This is a genomic window from Georgenia sunbinii (assembly GCF_036421875.1).
GTDB lineage: Bacteria > Actinomycetota > Actinomycetes > Actinomycetales > Actinomycetaceae > Georgenia_B > Georgenia_B sunbinii.
Genome location: NZ_JAZGOL010000005.1, coordinates 1 through 16,889, shown reverse-complemented (window position 1 = coordinate 16,889; position 16,889 = coordinate 1). Strand labels below are relative to the sequence as shown.

General features: G+C 72.1%; 16 protein-coding genes. 8 read left to right on the top strand and 8 right to left on the bottom strand.

Annotation, left to right across the window (positions count from 1 at the left end):
- Positions 1–12: 12 nt before the first annotated feature.
- On the top strand, positions 13–1,416 hold the full coding sequence (locus tag V2J52_RS12790) for an NAD(P)/FAD-dependent oxidoreductase (RefSeq protein WP_331228114.1): 1,404 nt from the start codon (positions 13–15) through the stop codon (positions 1,414–1,416).
- A 20-nt stretch (positions 1,417–1,436) separates the two neighbouring features.
- Here the strand turns inward: V2J52_RS12790 and V2J52_RS12785 are convergent, their stop codons facing one another.
- From V2J52_RS12785 to V2J52_RS12770, 4 genes are read right to left on the bottom strand one after another with little or no spacing between them, the layout of a single operon-like run.
- Positions 1,437–2,111: a response regulator transcription factor gene (locus V2J52_RS12785; protein WP_331228113.1), complete on the bottom strand. Its 675-nt coding sequence runs from the start codon at positions 2,109–2,111 to the stop codon at positions 1,437–1,439.
- Positions 2,108–3,421: a sensor histidine kinase gene (locus tag V2J52_RS12780; protein WP_331228112.1), complete on the bottom strand. Its 1,314-nt coding sequence runs from the start codon at positions 3,419–3,421 to the stop codon at positions 2,108–2,110. Before V2J52_RS12780 ends, V2J52_RS12785 begins: the two co-directional genes overlap by 4 nt.
- A 53-nt stretch (positions 3,422–3,474) precedes the next feature.
- The gene (locus V2J52_RS12775; protein ID WP_331228111.1) at positions 3,475–4,317 is read right to left on the bottom strand and encodes an ABC transporter permease subunit; all 843 of its coding nucleotides are present in this window, start codon (positions 4,315–4,317) and stop codon (positions 3,475–3,477) included.
- The gene (locus V2J52_RS12770; RefSeq protein ID WP_331228110.1) at positions 4,314–5,276 is read right to left on the bottom strand and encodes an ABC transporter ATP-binding protein; all 963 of its coding nucleotides are present in this window, start codon (positions 5,274–5,276) and stop codon (positions 4,314–4,316) included. Before V2J52_RS12770 ends, V2J52_RS12775 begins: the two co-directional genes overlap by 4 nt.
- Positions 5,277–5,565: 289 nt before the next feature.
- On the opposite strand from V2J52_RS12770, the gene V2J52_RS12765 reads away from it, so the two are divergent.
- Together V2J52_RS12765 and V2J52_RS12760 are read left to right on the top strand one after the other, a co-directional pair.
- On the top strand, positions 5,566–6,459 hold the full coding sequence (locus V2J52_RS12765; protein ID WP_331228109.1) for a Bax inhibitor-1/YccA family protein: 894 nt from the start codon (positions 5,566–5,568) through the stop codon (positions 6,457–6,459).
- Between the two features lie 116 nt (positions 6,460–6,575).
- Positions 6,576–7,439 (top strand): LLM class flavin-dependent oxidoreductase, encoded by an 864-nt coding sequence (locus tag V2J52_RS12760; RefSeq protein ID WP_331228108.1) that lies wholly within the window; start codon positions 6,576–6,578, stop codon positions 7,437–7,439.
- A 70-nt stretch (positions 7,440–7,509) separates the two neighbouring features.
- Here V2J52_RS12760 and V2J52_RS12755 read toward each other — a convergent pair whose 3' ends face one another.
- Positions 7,510–10,668: an efflux RND transporter permease subunit gene (locus tag V2J52_RS12755; protein WP_331228107.1), complete on the bottom strand. Its 3,159-nt coding sequence runs from the start codon at positions 10,666–10,668 to the stop codon at positions 7,510–7,512.
- Positions 10,669–10,735: 67 nt separating this feature from the next.
- Here V2J52_RS12755 and V2J52_RS12750 point away from each other — a divergent pair, with 67 nt between their 5' ends.
- A complete protein-coding gene (locus V2J52_RS12750; RefSeq protein WP_331228106.1) occupies positions 10,736–11,251 on the top strand; it encodes a MarR family winged helix-turn-helix transcriptional regulator in 516 nt (171 codons plus the stop codon).
- 11 nt (positions 11,252–11,262) lie between these two features.
- The gene (locus V2J52_RS12745; RefSeq protein ID WP_331228105.1) at positions 11,263–11,664 is read left to right on the top strand and encodes an FKBP-type peptidyl-prolyl cis-trans isomerase; all 402 of its coding nucleotides are present in this window, start codon (positions 11,263–11,265) and stop codon (positions 11,662–11,664) included.
- Between the two features lie 19 nt (positions 11,665–11,683).
- On the opposite strand, the gene V2J52_RS12740 is transcribed toward V2J52_RS12745, so the two are convergent.
- Together V2J52_RS12740 and V2J52_RS12735 are read right to left on the bottom strand one after the other, a co-directional pair.
- Positions 11,684–11,908: a hypothetical protein gene (locus tag V2J52_RS12740; RefSeq protein WP_331228104.1), complete on the bottom strand. Its 225-nt coding sequence runs from the start codon at positions 11,906–11,908 to the stop codon at positions 11,684–11,686.
- Positions 11,909–12,479: 571 nt separating this feature from the next.
- On the bottom strand, positions 12,480–13,097 hold the full coding sequence (locus V2J52_RS12735) for an ABC transporter ATP-binding protein (protein WP_331228103.1): 618 nt from the start codon (positions 13,095–13,097) through the stop codon (positions 12,480–12,482).
- On the opposite strand from V2J52_RS12735, the gene V2J52_RS12730 reads away from it, so the two are divergent.
- Positions 13,098–13,490 carry a hypothetical protein gene (locus V2J52_RS12730; RefSeq protein WP_331228102.1) on the top strand — a complete coding sequence of 131 codons (393 nt, stop codon included), beginning with the start codon at positions 13,098–13,100 and terminating at the stop codon, positions 13,488–13,490.
- A 38-nt stretch (positions 13,491–13,528) separates the two neighbouring features.
- Here the strand turns inward: V2J52_RS12730 and msrA are convergent, their stop codons facing one another.
- Positions 13,529–14,299, bottom strand: coding sequence for a peptide-methionine (S)-S-oxide reductase MsrA (gene msrA / locus V2J52_RS12725; RefSeq protein WP_331228101.1), 771 nt, complete (start codon positions 14,297–14,299; stop codon positions 13,529–13,531).
- Positions 14,300–14,478: 179 nt separating this feature from the next.
- Between msrA and V2J52_RS12720 the strand changes: the two genes are divergently transcribed.
- On the top strand, positions 14,479–15,831 hold the full coding sequence (locus V2J52_RS12720; protein ID WP_331228100.1) for an AI-2E family transporter: 1,353 nt from the start codon (positions 14,479–14,481) through the stop codon (positions 15,829–15,831).
- Positions 15,831–16,889: threonine ammonia-lyase (locus tag V2J52_RS12715; protein ID WP_331228099.1), on the top strand; the 1,059-nt coding region annotated here is incomplete at its 3' end. The genes V2J52_RS12720 and V2J52_RS12715, both read left to right, overlap by 1 nt.

Sequence of the window (16,889 nt, the reverse complement as noted above, 5' to 3'; positions counted from 1 at the left end):
TAGCATCGAGGGATGAGCTCCGCCACCAGCACGACCTCGCCCGCCCGCCGCTCACCCGGACAGCGCCGCACCAAGCGCATCCTCATCCTCGGCGGAGGGTACATCGGTCTCTACACCGCCCTCGGGCTGCGTAAGAAGCTCGGGCGCGAAGAGGTCGAGATCGCCGTCGTCGACCCCCGCTCCTACATGACCTACCAGGCATTCCTGCCCGAGGCGGCCGCCGGGGCGCTCGAGCCCCGCCACGTCGTCGCCCCGCACCGGCGCCTGCTGCGCGGCTGCACGCTCGTCACCGGCAGCGTCACCGAGATCCGCCACGCCGACCGCCGCGTCGTCATCGAGCCGGTCGAGGAGGGTGACTCCTACGAGCTCGCCTACGACGAGCTCGTCGTCGGCCTCGGCTCTGTCGCGCGCACGCTGCCCATCCCCGGGCTGGCGGAGTTCGGCATCGGCTTCAAGCACGTCGAGGAGGCCACCGCGCTGCGCAACCAGGTGCTCGGCAAGATGGACGTCGCCGCCTCGACCTGGGACGCCGAGCAGCGCCGGCGCAAGCTCACCTTCGTCTTCGTCGGTGGCGGGTTCGCCGGCATCGAGGCGCTGGGTGAGATCGAGGACATGGCCACCGCCGCGGCCAAGCAGTTCGACTCCATCTCCCGCGAGGACATGCGGTTCGTGCTCGTCGAGGGCGCCGGTCGGATCCTGCCGGAGGTCGGCGAGGAGCTCGGCGGCTACGCCCTCGAGCAGCTGCGAGCCCGCGGCGTCGAGATCCGGCTCAACACCTTCCTCGAGTCCTGCATCGATGGCGACATCAAGCTCTCCGACGGCGAGGAGTTCCAGGCGGACACCCTGGTGTGGACCGCCGGGGTCAAGGCCCACCCGATCCTGGGCAACTCCGACCTGCCGCTCGACGAGCGTGGCCGGGTGCGGACCAACGCCGCGCTCCAGGTCGCCGGCGACGACGGCGCGGTGGACGGCGCCTGGGCGGCCGGTGACTGCGCGGCGGTCCCGGACCTCACGTCTGACGTCCCCGGTGCCACCTGCGGACCCACCGCGCAGCACGCGGTCCGTCAGGGCCGGCAGATGGCTGCCAACCTCGCGCTGGCGGTACGCGACCAGCCGCCGGTGAACTACGTGCACGAGAACGTCGGCACGGTGGCGTCGCTGGGCCTGGGCAAGGGCGTGGCCAACGTCGGCGGCTTCAAGCTGCGCGGCCCGGTCGCCTGGTTCATGCACCGCACGTACCACATGTGGGCGATGCCGACCTTCAACCGCAAGGTGCGGATCGTGCTCGACTGGACCACCGCGCTCTTCTTCCGCCGCGAGCTGGTCGCGCTGGGCTCCCTGCAGAGCCCGCGGGCGTCCTTCGTGGCTGCGGCGACCGTCGATCCGAAGAAGGAGCCGGCACCGACCGCGACCTGAGGCCGCCGGGGCGCCGGGCGTCAACCGCCCGGCGTCACCAACCCGGTCTCGTAGGCCAGCACGACGGCCTGCACCCGGTCGCGCAGGTCGAGCTTCGACAGCACCTTGCCGACGTGCGTCTTGACCGTCGCCTCGGAGACGACGAGCCGCGCAGCGATCTCGTGGTTCGACAATCCCTCCGCCACGAGGGTGAGGACCTCCAGCTCACGGGCGGTCAGCGACCCGAGCCGCTCCACGGTGCCCACCGGCCCGGCCGTGCCCTGCGCGGGCAGCTGCGCGGCGAACAGCTCGAGCATCCGGCGGGTCACCCGCGGGGAGACGACGGCGTCTCCCGCCGAGACGGTGTGGATGGCCGCGACCAGCTCCGCCGGCCGGGTGTCCTTGAGGAGGAAGCCGCTGGCTCCGGCGTGCAGCCCGGCGAAGGCATACTCGTCGAGGTCGAAGGTGGTGAGGATGAGCACCCGGCACTGCGGGTGGTCGGCGACGATCCGCTCGGTGGCCTCGATGCCGTTGAGGCGCGGCATCCGCACGTCCATGAGGATGACGTCGGGCAGCAGGGCCCCGGCCATCGTCACCGCGGCCGCGCCGTCGGCCGCCTCACCGACCACCTCGATGTCGTCCTCGGCGTCGAGCACCAGCCGGAAGCCCATCCGCAGCAGCGCCTGGTCGTCGGCGAGCAGCACCCGGATCGTCATTCGTCCTCCTCGGTCCAGCGCAGCAGCGCTCGCACCCGCCACCCGGTGCTCGTCGGTCCGGCGTCGACATGTCCGTCATACACTGCCGCACGCTCGCGCATCCCGACCAGCCCGCGGCCGTCCGCGCTGACCGGGGCGGGGCCGCCGTCGTCGTTGTCCACCTCGATGACCACTCGGCCCTGCCACCGCTCGATGGTGACCGCGATCCGCGGCGCGCCCGGCGCGTGCCGCAGCGCGTTGGTGAGCGACTCCTGGACGACCCGGTAGACCGCCAGCTGGAGGCCGGCGTCGTGGGGCAGCGGGGGACCGGACTCCTCGAAGGTCACCGGCAGGCCGGCGGCCTGGAACTGTGCAACGAGGTCGCCGAGGCTGGGGGCCGCAGTCGGCTGCGGGCTCAGCGGGGCGGCGCCGGACCCGTCCGGCTCCTCGCGCAGCACTCCCAGCACCCGGCGGGTGTCGGCCAGCGCGGACCGGCCGGCGGCCGACAGCTCCGCGAGCGCCTCGCGCGCCTGCTCGGGCCGGCGGTCGAGGGCGGCCGCGGCGCCGTCGGAAAGCGCGACCATGACCGAGAGGCTGTGCGCGACGACGTCGTGCATCTCCCGGGCGATCCGGTTGCGCTCGGCGACGAGGGCGATCTGCTCGCGCTGGTCGCGCTCGAGAGCGAGCTGGGCGGTGCGCTCCACCAGCGACGCGACGTGCAGCCGCCGGCCCCGGGCCGCGGCACCGAGTGCGAGCGCGATCACCGACAGCGCCAGCTGCGTCGACCCGGTGACGAGCAGTGCCTGGGTGGCGGTGAGCTCGATGGCGTCGGTGTCGGGGCCGGTGGTCACGACCGTCTGGCCATGATTGGTGGCCCACTGCGCGTAACCGGCGACGTAGAGAAGATTGACCACCACGAGGCTGCCCCACGCCACCGCCGGGCGGCGGAACGCGGCGACCGCGTACAGCGCGAGGACAGAGGCGATCTCGATCCCGACTGCGTCGCCCAGCACGAGGAGCGCGACGAGCAGCGCCGCGGTCACCAGGCCGAGCACGAGCACCGGCTCGTGGCGCCGGCGCAGCAGCGCGCCGCCGGCGACCAGCGCGAGCACGACGGCGGCCAGCGGGTTGCCTTGTCCTGCCACCGACCAGATGATCGTGGCGATCGCCGGCAGGAGGTACCAGCACGCGACGACGACGTCCATGACGGCCGGGTGCCGGTGGAAGAACCGGCGCACCGGCCCCAGCCGCCGGGCAGAGAGCGCGGTGATCGGCTCCGTCAGCGGAGGCAGGCCGCCTGAGGGAAGGTCGCCCGGGGGCAGGGACGGCACCGGGGGACGGCCGCCGTGCGGCACGTCCCCCGGTGCGGTAGGCCGCGTCGTGCTCAGGCGTCCCTCCTACGCAGGAGCACCGCGGCGGCTGTGAGGGCGACGGCGATGTAGATCGCGAAGACGCCGAGCCCGGCCCACGGGTCGAGGAGGGGTGGGATGCCCTGCATGGCCATCTCCATCCCCGGGCTGTCGATCGCGATGATCCGCTCGCCGGCCGTGGTGGGCAGGTAGGGGTAGAAGTCCTGCAGGAAGTCGACCGCGCCCATGGCGAGCTGGAAGATGATCGGCAGCAGCAGGAGGATGCCCAGCACGGTGGCGATCGCGCCGGCGGAGTGGCGCAGCAGCGCCCCGATGGCGAGCCCGAAGAGCCCGACGGCCGCCAGGTACAGCCCGGTGCCCCAGAACATCCGGAGGACGTCAGGGTCGCCGAGGTCGGCCGCGCCGCCGACGTCCGACAGCATCGGCGCCGTCACGAGGTATGACAGCCCGACCCCGATGACGCCGACGACGAACGACACGACCACGATGAGGATCGCCTTGGCACCCAGCACCGGCAGCCGGCTCGGCACCGCGGCCAGCGTCGAGCGGATCATGCCGGTGGAGTACTCGCCGGAGATCATGAGCACGCCGAGCACCGCGATGACCAGCTGGGCCATCGAGTAGGTCAGGCCGAGCACCATCGTGGCGTCCAGGCCGGCGTCGAAGCCGGCCTCGGCCGACTGGGACAGCCCGAAGGCCATGAGCAGCGCCATGAGGACCATCGACACGAGGGTCGCGCCGATCGCCCAGTAGGTGGAGCGCAGCGACCAGAACTTCAGCCACTCGGAGCGCATCACGCGCGGGAAGCTGACGGGGCGGACGGTGACGGGCGCGGGGCCCTGAGCGACGGCGGTCATCGCGCGGATCCTTCCTGGAGGTGTGCGGGCACGGCGTGGGCGACGTGGCCCTCGGCGGACTCGGAGCGGTACTCGACGTCGTCCTGGGTGAGGGAGAGGTAGGCGTCCTCGAGGGAGGCCCGGACCGGTGTCAGCTCGTGCAGCACGATCCCGGCACCGGCCGCGGCCTCACCGATCTCCTCCGCCGGCCGGCCGAGGACCTCGAGCAGGCCCGGCTCGGAGGTCCGGATGGTCACGCCGTCCCGGGTCAGCAGCTCGGCGAGCTCGGTGGCTCGCGGCGAGCGGACCTTGACGGTGGTCCCTTGGCTGGCGTCGATGACGTCCTGGACCGGGCCGGCGGCGATGATCTTGCCGCGGCCGATGACCAGCAGCTGGTCGGCGGTCTGCGCCATCTCGCTCATCAGGTGGGAGGAGAGGAAGACGGTGCGCCCCTCGCCGGCGAGGTACCGCACCATGGTGCGGACCCACTTGACGCCCTCGGGGTCGAGGCCGTTGACCGGCTCGTCGAGGATGAGCGTGCGGGGGTCACCGAGCAACGCCGAGGCGATGCCCAGCCGCTGCCCCATGCCCAGCGAGAAGCCGCCGACCCGCTTCTTGGCTACCGCCTGCAGCCCGGTCATCTCGATGACCTCGGAGACCCGGCTCTTGGCGATGCCGTGCGTGGCGGCCATCGCCCGCAGGTGGCTGTAGGCGCTGCGGCTGGTGTGGACCGCTTTCGCGTCCAGCAGCGCCCCAACCTCGTGCAGCGGGGCGCGGTGCTTGGCGTACGGCTTGCCGTTGACCGTCACGCGGCCCGACGTCGGCCGGTCCAGGCCGACGATCATCCGCATCGTGGTGGACTTCCCGGCCCCGTTGGGTCCGAGGAAGCCGGTCACCGTCCCGGGCGCCACCGTGAAGCTGACACGGTCGACGGCCGTCTTCGGGCCGTAGCGCTTGGTGAGCTCGTGGGCCTCGATCATGAGATCCCTCCCTTTCGTCGGTCCCACGCTATGGCCTGCGACCGCCGTGGAGCATCGTCTGTGGGCTGATTCGGCCGGCGGTGCCGTCACCCCGCTGGTTGACGGACTCATCCTCAGGGATGAGGCGGGGCTGGCGGTGTGGCCCGGGGAACACCTGGTGGTGCCTGGACGTTGGACCGGTGAGACCGTGCCGCACCGAGCGAGCCGGTACGGCACATAGGATGGACCCCGACGACCCGCCCGGACGTCGGCGCCCCGCCGGCCGTCGCACAACCAGGAGGCCCACCTCGTGAGCAACCCCGTCTTCGAGAACAGTCCGCACTTCGGCGAGAAGCGCCGAGGCCGGAACGTTCCGAGCAGCACGCCGAACGGCTACCCCGTGCACCCGGGCTACGCGCCCGGCGGTACCACCGGCACGATGGCCCCGCCGGTGCCGAGCCCCACCGACCGGCAGTTCGAGCACCTCACGCAGAGCTACCAGCAGCCGTCGGCCGGCCCGGTGAACACCGGCCGGATGACCTATGACGACGTCATCATCAAGACCGGTGGCCTGCTCACGCTCGTCATCGCGATGGCCGCCGTCAACTGGTTCCTCCTCGGCGGCAACATGATCGTCACCATCGGTGGCCTCGTCGTCGGGCTGGTCCTCGGTCTGGTCAACGCCTTCAAGAAGGAGCCGAGCCCCGCGCTCATCGCCGGCTACGCGGCGGCCGAGGGGCTGTTCCTCGGTGGCATCTCGATGTTCTTCGAGCTCATGTACCCCGGGATCGTGCTCCAGGCCGTGCTCGCGACCGTCGCCACCTTCGTCGCGACGCTGGTGCTGTTCAAGAGCGGCACGATCCGGGTCACCCCGAAGCTCACCCGGTTCGTCCTCATCGCGCTGGTCGGCTACGCGCTGTTCTCGCTGGTCAACATCGGCGTGATGCTGTTCGGCTCGGGCGACGCGGCGTGGGGGCTGCGCTCGAGCGTCGAGATCATGGGGATCCCGCTCGGCGTGTTCGTCGGCATCTTCGCGGTCGGCCTCGCGGCGCTCTGCCTCATCATGGACTTCGACGCGATCAAGCGCGGCGTAGAGCAGGGCGCCCCGGCGCGCTTCGCGTGGTCGGCCGCCTTCGGGCTGCTCGTCACCCTCGTGTGGCTCTACCTCGAGTTCCTGCGCCTGATCGCCATCCTGCGCAACTGACCTCGCAACCTCGGCCACGGGCCTCGGCACACCACGTGCCGGGGCCCGTCGTCGTCCCCGGGGCGGTCCTCGCGCCAGCCGGATGAGGCCGGTCGCCACCGGGGGATGATGGTGGCATGAGAATCGGGATCGAGATCCTTCCCCAGCAGCGGTGGCGAGCGGGGGCTGCGCTGTGGCAGCGCGCCGAGGCGATGGGCTTCGACCACGCCTGGACCTTCGACCACCTTGCCTGGCGCACGCTCGTCGACGAGCCGTGGTTCGCCACCGTGCCCACCCTCACGGCGGCGGCGATGGTCACCTCGACGATCCGGCTCGGCACCTGGGTCGCGTCGCCCAACTACCGCCACCCGGTGACCTTCGCCAAGGAGCTGATGTCGCTCGACGATATCTCTGCCGGCCGCATCCTGCTCGGTGTCGGCTCTGGCGGGACGGGCGTCGACGCCGACGTCCTCGGCCGGCCACGTCTCGACGGGCCGGCGCGTCAGCAGCGGTTCACCGAGTTCGTCGAGCTGCTCGACCAGCTGCTCAGGCACGAGCGCACGACGTGGTCGGGGGAGTACTTCAGCGCGGTCGACGCCCGGATGATCCCCGGCAGCACTCAGCAGCCGCGGATGCCGTTCGTCGTCGCCGCCAACGGGCCGCGGTCGATGGCGCTCGCCGCCGCCCACGGGGAGGGCTGGGCGACAGTCGGGACGCACGGGTTGGCCGAGGACGAGTGGTGGACCGGTGTGGCCAGGCTCGCCGCCCGGTTCAGCGAGATCGAGGCCGAGCACGGCCGCTCCGGCATGCCGCGCTACCTCGACCTCGACACCGCCGCCTACACGCTCGACTCCGTCGACCACGTCGAGGACAGCGTGGGACGGGCCCGGGAGCTCGGCTTCACCGACGTCCTCGTCCACTGGCCGCGCCAGTCCGGGATCTACGCAGGCGACGAATCAGTGCTCGAGGCCCTCGCCGAGCGCCTCCCCGCCCTGCAGTAACCCCGCGGCACCCGCCGCCCGCCAGCACCGACCTATGCGGGGGAGAGTGGGCAGGGGCGGGCGGGGTGGGTTAGTCCTCGGGGGTGCCGAGGGGGTGGCTGGCGGACGGCGCGCGGTGCCGGGCGTCGGGGGAGCTCGCCGACCCTTGCTCGGTGCGGTGGGCACGCCCGGCTCGGCTCGCGCGCTTGTCGGCCCGCCGTTCCACGCGTCGCTCGACGAGCAGGTAGAGCACCGGCACGAGGAGCAGGGTGAGGAACGTCGAGGTCACCAGCCCGCCGATGACGACGAGCGCCAGCGGCTGGGAGATGAACGCGCTGCCGCCGGTGATCCCGATCGCCATCGGGGTCAGTGCGGCGATCGTCGCCGCCGCCGTCATGAGGATCGGTGCCAGCCGGTGCCGGCCGCCCTCCTCGATGGCGTCGCGGATGCTCATCCCCTGGCGGCGGTACTGGTTGATGAGGTCGATGAGCACGATCGCGTTGGTCACGACGACGCCGACGAGCATGAGCGCACCGATGAGCGCCGGTACCCCCAGCGGCGTGCCGGTGACGAGCAGGAGGGCGATCGCGCCGGTCGCCGCGAACGGCACCGAGATCAGCAGGATGAGCGGCTGGATCAGCGAGTTGAACGTCGCCACCATGACGAGGTAGACGATCGCGATCGCGAGCAGCAGCGCCAGTGCGAGGCTCTCGAACGCATCACCCTGATCGGCGCTGATGCCGCCGATCTCCGCCGTGACACCGGCGGGCAGGTCGAGCCCGTCGAGCGCGGTCTGCAGGTCCGCGGTGACCGCGCCGAGGTCGGTGACGGTCGCGGTGGCGGTGACCGAGGCACTGCGCAGCCCGTCGGCGCGGGTGACGCTCACCGGCTGCGCGACCTCGTCGACGGTGGCGATCTCGCTCAGCGGCACCATGCCGGTCGCCGTGGTCACCGGCAGTGACTCCAGCTCCGCCGTCGTCGCGGGCACCTGGCCTGCCTGGAGCACGACGTCGCTGCGTCCGGTGCCGGTGTTGATCGACCCGATGGTCGAGCCCCGGAGCGCGGCCGAGACCACCTGGCCGACCTGAGCCTCGGTGGTACCGAGGGCAGCGGCCGCCTCACGGTCGACCTCGACGTGGACCGTCGGTAGGTCGGCGGCAAGGTTCGACGCGACGTCGGCGGTGGCGTCGATGCTGCTGACAGCGTCGACGACGTCCTCGGTCGCGGTGGTGACGTCGTCGCCGTCGGCGCCCGAGACGACGACCTCGAGCCCGCCGGCGAAGCCCGCCATGCCGGCGCTGACGGTGAGCTCACCGGCGCCGTCGACCGCGGTGAGCCGGTCGCGCAGGTCGGCCTCGATGGCCGCGGCGTCCGCGTCGAGGTCGAGGGTGATGGCGAAGGTGGTATCGCCGCCGCCGCCGAGGAACGCCATCTCAGCGCCGCCGGAACCGCCGGTGACCTGGTAGGTGGTGACGTCGTCGAGCTCGGCGACGACCTCCTCGACCTGGGCCGCGGCCTCGTCGGCGGCCGCCAGCGACGTGCCGGCGGGCAGCGACTGCGTGACGTTGAGGGTGTTCTGGCCGGTGTCCCCGATGAACTCGGTCTCCAGCTGGGTGGCCATCCCCAGGGTGCCGGCGAAGATCGCGGCGGCGGCCACGAGGGTGACCCACGGCCGGCGGGCCACGCCGCGCAGCGTGCGGACGTAGGAGCGTTGCAGCAGGCCGGTGCGCTCCTTCTGCTCCGCGGCCTCCCGGACCGCCTGTGCGTCCGGGCCGCTGTCGGGGGAGCGGAGGAACCAGTAGGCGATGACCGGCACGATGGTCAGCGCGACGAGCAGCGAGGCGAGCAGCGCGAGCGCGACGGTGAAGGCGAACGGCCGGAAGAGCTCGCCGACCATGCCGCTGACCAGCCCGATCGGCACGAACACGGCGGCGGTGGCGATCGTCGCGGAGGTGATCGCGCCGGCAACCTCACGCACGGCGTCGAGGATCGCGGTGCGTCGGTCCTTGCCGTAGGACAGGTGCCGGTTGATGTTCTCGATGACGACGATCGAGTCGTCGACGACGCGCCCGATGGAGACCGTCAGCGCCGCGAGCGTGAAGAGGTTGAGGGAGAACCCGACGACCTTGAGCCCGATGAGCGCGACGATGAGCGACAGCGGGATCGACACCGCTGTCACCGCCGTCGGGCGGACCTTGCGCAGGAACAGCAGGATGACGACGACGGCGAAGACCAGTCCCAGCAGGCCCTCGGTGGTGAGGTCCTCGATGGACTGCTCGATGAACGGTGCCTGGTCGAACACCACGACGATCTGGGCGTCAGCGCCGAGGACGGTCTCGAACTCGGCGAGCTGCTCCTGGACCGCCTCGGAGATCTCGACGGTGTTGCCGTCCGGGGTCTTGGTGACCGCGATGCCGAAGCTGTCGCGGCCGTCGGTGCGGGTGAAGGACGACGCCGCGACGGGCTCGGCGGAGACGTCGGCGACGGCATCGAGCCGGACCGGGCCGGCCTCGGTCGCGAGGGGCAGCGCGGCGATGTCCTCGGCGGAGGTGAGCCGGTCACCGGTCTCGACCGACAGGGTGCGGTCGCCCTCGGTGAGGCTGCCGCCGGGCACGACGACGCCGTTGGTCTGCAGCAGCGTGCCGATCGCGTCGGGGCCGAGGCCGGCGGCGGCGAGCGCGGCGAGGTCGACGTCGATGGTCACCTGGTCGTCGCTGGCCCCGGTGAGCTGGACGTCGCGCACCCCGTCGATCCGTTCGATCTCCGGGACGACGACGGTGCGCAGGGTCTCGACCGCCTCGTCCTGGTCGCCGTCGGTGGTGGCGGAGAGCTGGACGACGGGCAGGTCGTCGACACCGCCGCTGATCACCTGGGTGTCGGCCGCATCGGGAAGCGCCGCGGAGAGCCGGGCGATGGCCGCCTGGTACTCCTGCTGGGCGTTGGTGACGTCCGTGCCGTACTCGAGCTCGAGCATGACGACCGACAGGTTCGCGCTCGACGTCGAGGTGGTGCCCTCGAGACCGGCGACGACGCCGGCCGCCTGCTCCACCGGGTCGGTCACCTGCTGCTCGACGACCTCGGGCGAGGCGCCGGGGTAGCTCGTGACCGCGCCGACGATCGGCAGGTCCAGCGACGGGATGAGCTCCTGCTTGAGCGAGGTGGTCGCCCACAGGCCGCCGATGACGGCGAGGATGGTGGCGAGCGCGACCAGGGCGCGATTGCTGAGGCTGAACCGGGCGAGAGTGCCCACGCGTTCTCCAGGGTTAAGATGGTTCGGTACGGACTAATACTTAGGTTGACCGAAAGTAAGGTTACACGTGGCCGAGCGGGCAGACCTCATCGTGGCGGTGACCGAGGCGCAGGCGAGCATCACCGGCCTTCTCGCGCACGAGCAGTCCGAGCTGATCCTCAGCTCCCCGCTGACCATGGCGCAGCTGAAGATGCTCATGCTGCTGCGGATCCACGGAGCGACCGGCGGCCACGAGCTCGCCACCCACCTGCGGGTCTCGATGCCCAGTGTCTCAGGCATGGTGGACCGGCTGGCCACCCGGGGGCTGGTGGAGCGGCGCGAGGACCCGGCGGACCGACGGGTGCGCCTGGTCGCGCTCAGCGACCGTGGCTCGGCGATGATCGCCGAGCATGAGGCCGTCGGCCGCGAGATCAGCGACGAGATCTTCGCCGACCTCGACGTCGAGGACCTGAGGGCGCTGGCCCGCGGGCTCGGCGCGGTGCAGCGGGCGGCGGCTCGCCGCGCCGAGCGCAGGGGCCTCACCGCGCCGCCGGCACGCGACGCCGGTGGCTGCCGCGGGGACGATCCCGCCGCCAACCCGTAAGGTTGTTGCCCATGAGCAACCTCCCCACCGCCTCCGGTTCCTTCGGCGACAAGCCGACCATCACCTTCCCCGGCACCCCGGCCCCCGAGGGCCTGCAGGTGTCGGTCCTCGAGCCCGGCGACGGCCCCGTCGTCGAGGTCGGCGACACCATCGTCGTCAACTACCTCGGCCAGGTGTGGGACGGGTCGATCTTCGACACCTCCTACGACCGCGGCCAGACCATCTCCTTCCCGATCGGGATGGGCATGGTCATCGGCGGCTGGGACGACGGTCTTGTCGGCAAGGCCATCGGCTCCCGCGTGCTGCTGTCGATCCCGCCGGAGCACGGCTACGGCGAGCGTGGCGTGCCGCAGGCCGGCATCAAGGGCGGCGACACCCTCGTGTTCGTCGTCGACGTCGTCGGGGTGGAGTAGCCGGCTCGTTAGCGCTGCATCAGCCGACGACGTCGCGGCGGACCGGCAGTGCCAGTGCCACCACGGCAGCCGTCGCCGCATATCCGAGAAGGACGAGCCCGCCGAGCCAGGGATCGCCGACCACGGGCACGCCGGTCCCCGTCTGCTGGCCAACGGCGTCGACGAGGTAGGTGGACCGGGTGAGCGCGGTCGTGGCGCCGCCGGGCAGCAGGGCGTAGACGGCGTTGATGCCGGGGAGCAGCATGACGAGGGGCTCGACGAGGTAGAAGGCCCCACCGTCGCGGCGGCCGCGAGCAGCTGGTGACGGGCGATGGCACCGATCCCGACCCCGATGAGCGTGTAGACCGCGGCGGCGACGGCGATGCGCAGCAGCTGGTCGATCACATCGCCAACAGGTGCGCCGACGGCCGTGCCATGGGCCGCAGTCGCGGCGTACAGGGCGATGCCCGCGGCGACCGCGCTCAGCACGCCGTAGCTGAGGCCGAGGCCGGTGTAGGTGACGAGCTTGGCGGCGAGCACGCGACCGCGCCGTGGGACCGCCACGAACGTGGTGCTCACGGTGCGGTGCTGGTACTCGCTGGTCATCGCCAGGGTGCCGAGCAGAGCCGGCACGAAGAGCAGGACGCCGAGCAGGCCCAGCACTGCGGAGACGCCCTCGGGAGTGTCAAGGCCGGGCATCGGTGGCGTCGCGTTCTCGGGGCCGACGGCGGCGATCAGGCCGACCATTCCGGCGCCGAGGACGACCGCGAGGAGTGCCGCCCAGCGGGGCAGGCGGGTGGCGAGGAGGCGGATGGTTTCGCCGTGGATGAGGCGTCTCATGTCGTCCCTCCGGTGAGTGCGAGAAACGACTCCGTCAGCGTCCTGTGGGCGCCTCGGACCTCTGGCAGGGAGGCCGCGGAGACGAGGCGGCCCTGGTCGATGAGAACCACGTCGTGGGCCACCTCCTCGAGCTCGGCGAGGACGTGGCTGGAGACCAGCACGGTCCGGCCCTCGGCCGCGCAGTCCGCGAGGAACCGGTGCAACCAGGCAGTGCCGGCGGGATCGAGGCCGTTGCCGGGTTCGTCCAGCAGCAGGATGGGCGGGTCGCCCAGCAGTGCGGTCGCGAGGTGGAGCCGTTGCCGCATGCCGGTCGAGAAGCCGCCGGTCCGGCGGTCGGCGAAACCGCCCATGTCGACGAGGTCGATCACCTCGTCGACCCGCGGCCGCGCGATCCCGCTGAGCGCCGCGTAGGTGCGCAGGTGGTCACGTCCGGTGGAGCCCGGGTGCGAGCGGGCGGAATCGAGCACCGCGCCCACGGTTCGGGCGGGGTGCACCAGCATCCGGTAGGTGGTGCCGTCGATGAGGACTCGACCGGCATCCGGGGGCGGGAACTGACCACTGCGCAGCTGCGGGAGGCGATGCCGGACGTCACCGCCGCAACTCTCTACCGGCACGTGGCGACGCTCATCGAGGCCGGGATCTTCGCCGTCGTCCGGGAACGTCGTGTCCGTGGCGCCGTCGAACGCACCCTGGCGCTGGGCGGACGGGCTCCCCGGCTCGACGCGGCGGGGCTGGGGCAGATGAGCACCGGCGAGCTGCGTCGGGCGTTCGCCGTGTTCCTCGCCCACCTCGCCGCGGACGTCGACCGCTTCCTCGAGGCGGACTCGGCGGGGCAGGGCGAGGTGCGGGACCTCATGGGGTTGGGCCAGATGCCGCTACGGGTGTCGGTCGACGAGCTCGGTGCGCTCCAGCAGGAGCTCCAGGCGGTGCTGCAGCGCTACGTCGACACGGGGGAAGGCGACAGTCCGCGCGTGGTGCTCAGCACCGTGCTGCTGCCGAGTACCTGACCGGTCAGCGCGCGGGCGGCGCCACGCTCGCGGATCGATCAGGCATCGGCGTCGAGCGCCCGTTCGACCACCTCGTCGGTGATGACGTGTCCCGGCACGTGGGGGAGCATGGCGGGCAGCACGTCCTGCTGCGCCGGGACCTCGTCCTGCCGCACCAGCCCGACCGGGCAGCTGAAGCCGTTGGGCCCGTGGTTGCAGTACCCGCCCGGGTTCTTGTGCAGGTACTGCTGGTGGTACTCCTCGGCGTAGTAGAACGTGGCCGCCGGCGCGATCTCGGTGACTACCGGGCCGTGGCCGGCGGCCGCGAGGACCTCGCCGAACGCGTCCCGGGTGACAGCCGCCGCGTGCTGCTGGGCCGGTGTGGTCCAGTAGATCGCCGACCGGTACTGGGTGCCGACGTCGTTGCCCTGGCGGTTGGGCGTCGTGGGGTCGTGGTTCTCCCAGAACGCCTTGAGCAGCTGCTCGGGCGAGACTCGCGTGGGGTCGTAGACCACCTGGACGGCCTCGGTGTGGCCGGTCTGCCCGGTGCAGACCTCGGCGTACGTGGGGTTCGGCGTGAAGCCGCCCTGGTAGCCGGCGGCGGTGGAGATCACGCCGTCGAGGCGCCAGAAGATCCGCTCCGCGCCCCAGAAGCAACCCATGGCGACGTAGAGCACCTCGGCGGCCTCGGGCCACGGGCCCTGCAGCGGCGCGTCGAGCACCTCGTGGCGCTCGGGCGCCGGGGAGCCGGGCTGCGGCCGGCCGGACAGCGCCTGCTCGGCCGTGACCATCGTGGGTGTCGGGCGGAAGAACATTAGCGGGCCTCTCATGACGACGACGGGCAGGATGCCGGCTGCCTCACGGGGGGACAGGCAGCCGGCATCACCAGGTGCAACATACGGGGCGCCGGTCTTCTTCCCGGCCGCTGCCCGCGCGTGGTCGTCCGGCGGTTCTGGCGGTGCGGGACGTAGGCTGAGCCGCGGCAGACCCCTGACGATGGTAGGAGACCATGGCTGAGAACCCATCCGGCTGGTGGTCGCGGCTCACGCCCGCACGGCGCGACAGCGGCACCCCAGCCCGTGCGCCACGAACCGGCGCCGACTCGGCCGGCACCGACCTGCTCCCCGCCCGCACCGCCGGGCGGCCCGCCGTCGAGGCCGCGCCCTACGTGCCGGGGTCGGTGCGGACGGCCGCCGCGTGGGCCTGGCGGCTGCTGGTCATCGCGGCGGCGAGCGCCCTGGTCGGCTATCTCATCATCACGTTCAAGCTCGTCGTCGTCGCCTTCGTCATCGCGCTCCTGCTCGCGGTGCTGCTCGACCCGGTCGCGACCTGGCTGCGCAAGCGGCTGCGGTTCCCCCGCGCGCTGGCCGCGCTGACCACCATCGTCCTCATGCTCGGGGTCGTCACCACGCTGCTGACCCTCGCCGGCCGGTCGATCATCGGGGGCTTCGCCGACCTCGCCTCCCAGGCCACCGCCGGGTTCAGCGAGCTGCTCGACTGGTTGACGTCCGGGCCGCTGGCGATCGGTCAGACCCAGCTCGACACCTGGATCGAGGAGGGGCTGGGGCAGCTCGAGGCCAACAGCGGCGTGCTGGTCTCCGGTGCGCTCGGGGCCGCCACCTCGGCCGGGCAGATCGTCACCGGCGCGCTCATCGCGCTGTTCTGCCTCTTCTTCTTCCTCAAGGAGGGGCGCCGCATCTGGCAGTGGTTCGTCCGGCTGGCCCCGGTACCGAGCCGGGAGCGGATCAACGAGGCGGGCATCCGCGGCTGGCTCACCCTCGGCGGCTACACCCGCACCCAGATCCTCGTCGCGTTCGTCGACTCCGTCGGCATCGGGATCGGTGCCGCGATCCTCGGGCTGCCGCTCGTGCTGCCGCTGACGATCCTCGTCTTCCTCGGCTCGTTCATCCCGATCATCGGGGCGCTGGTCAGCGGGTCGGTCGCGGTCCTCGTCGCGCTGGTCGACCAGGACGTGAAGACCGCCCTCATCATGCTCGGGATCGTGCTGCTGGTGCAGCAGGTCGAGGGCAACCTCCTGCAGCCGTGGCTGATGGGCAACGCCGTCTCGCTGCACCCGGTCGCGGTGCTGCTCGCGGTGACCGCCGGCACCGGGGTCGCCGGCATCCTCGGCGCGCTGCTGTCGGTGCCGATCGCCGGGGTCGTCAACACCGTGGTGCTGTATCTGCACGGCCACGACAAACATCCCAAGGCCGCGACGGACTGGCACCGCCCGGGTGGACCGCCGGGCATCTTGTTCCGGTCGATCGCGGATTCCTACGGTGGTGACCAGACCGGTGCGCTGGCAGCGGCCATCGACGCCGACGACGACGAGAAGCCGGCGTCGCCGGACCGCGCGGACTGATGGCTGCGGCCGGCGTCATCGGGCTCGCCGAGATAGAGGCGGCGGCCCGGCTGCTCACCGACGTCGCCTGGCGCACCCCGGTCGAGGAGAGCACCACGCTCTCCCGGCTCGCCGGCACCCGGGTGCTGCTCAAGTGCGAGAACCTGCAGCGCACCGGCTCGTTCAAGCTGCGCGGGGCGTACAGCCGGTTGTGGCGCCTGACGCCTGAGCAGCGGGCCCGTGGCGTCGTGGCGGCCAGTGCCGGCAACCATGCCCAGGGCGTGGCGTTCGCGGCGCAGCGGCTGGGCACCCCGGCGCTGGTGTACATGCCGGAGAACGTCGCGCTGCCCAAGCTCGCCGCCACCGAGAGCTACGGCGCGCAGGTCCGGCTGCACGGCGCCACCATCGCGGAGGCGCTGACCGAGGCGCAGCGGGAGGCAGCGCGCAGCGGTCGGGTCTTCATCGCGCCGTTCGACCACGTCGACGTCATCACCGGGCAGGCGACCATCGCGCTCGAGATCATCGACCAGGTGCCCGACGTCGGCACCATCGTCGTCCCCACCGGCGGTGGCGGCCTGCTCGCCGGGGTCGCGGCGGCGGTCGCGGCGACCGGCCGGGACATCGACGTCGTCGGGGTGCAGGCCGCGGGTGCCGCCGCCTTCCCCGGCTCCCTCGAGGCTGGGCGGCCGGTGGTGCTGCCGGCCATGACGACGATGGCCGACGGCATCGCGGTGCCGTCGCCCAGCGAGCTCACGCTGGGGATCGTGCGTGACACCGGGACCAGGGTGGTGACGGTCACCGAGGAGCAGATCGGCCAGGCCATCCTGCTGCTGAGCGAGCGCGCGAAGCTCGTCGTGGAGCCCGCCGGGGCGGTCGGTGCGGCCCTGGTCATGGCCGGTGCTCGCCCGCTGCGCGGCACCGTGGTGGTCATCCTCTCCGGCGGCAACGTCGACACCCTCGTGCTCGACCGGGTGCTGCGCCACGGCCTGGTGAGCGCCGGCCGCTACCTGCAGCTGCAGCTGCGGGTGCCTGACCAGCCCGGCTCGCTGGCCGCGCTGCTCGCGGTGCTCGCCGGCACC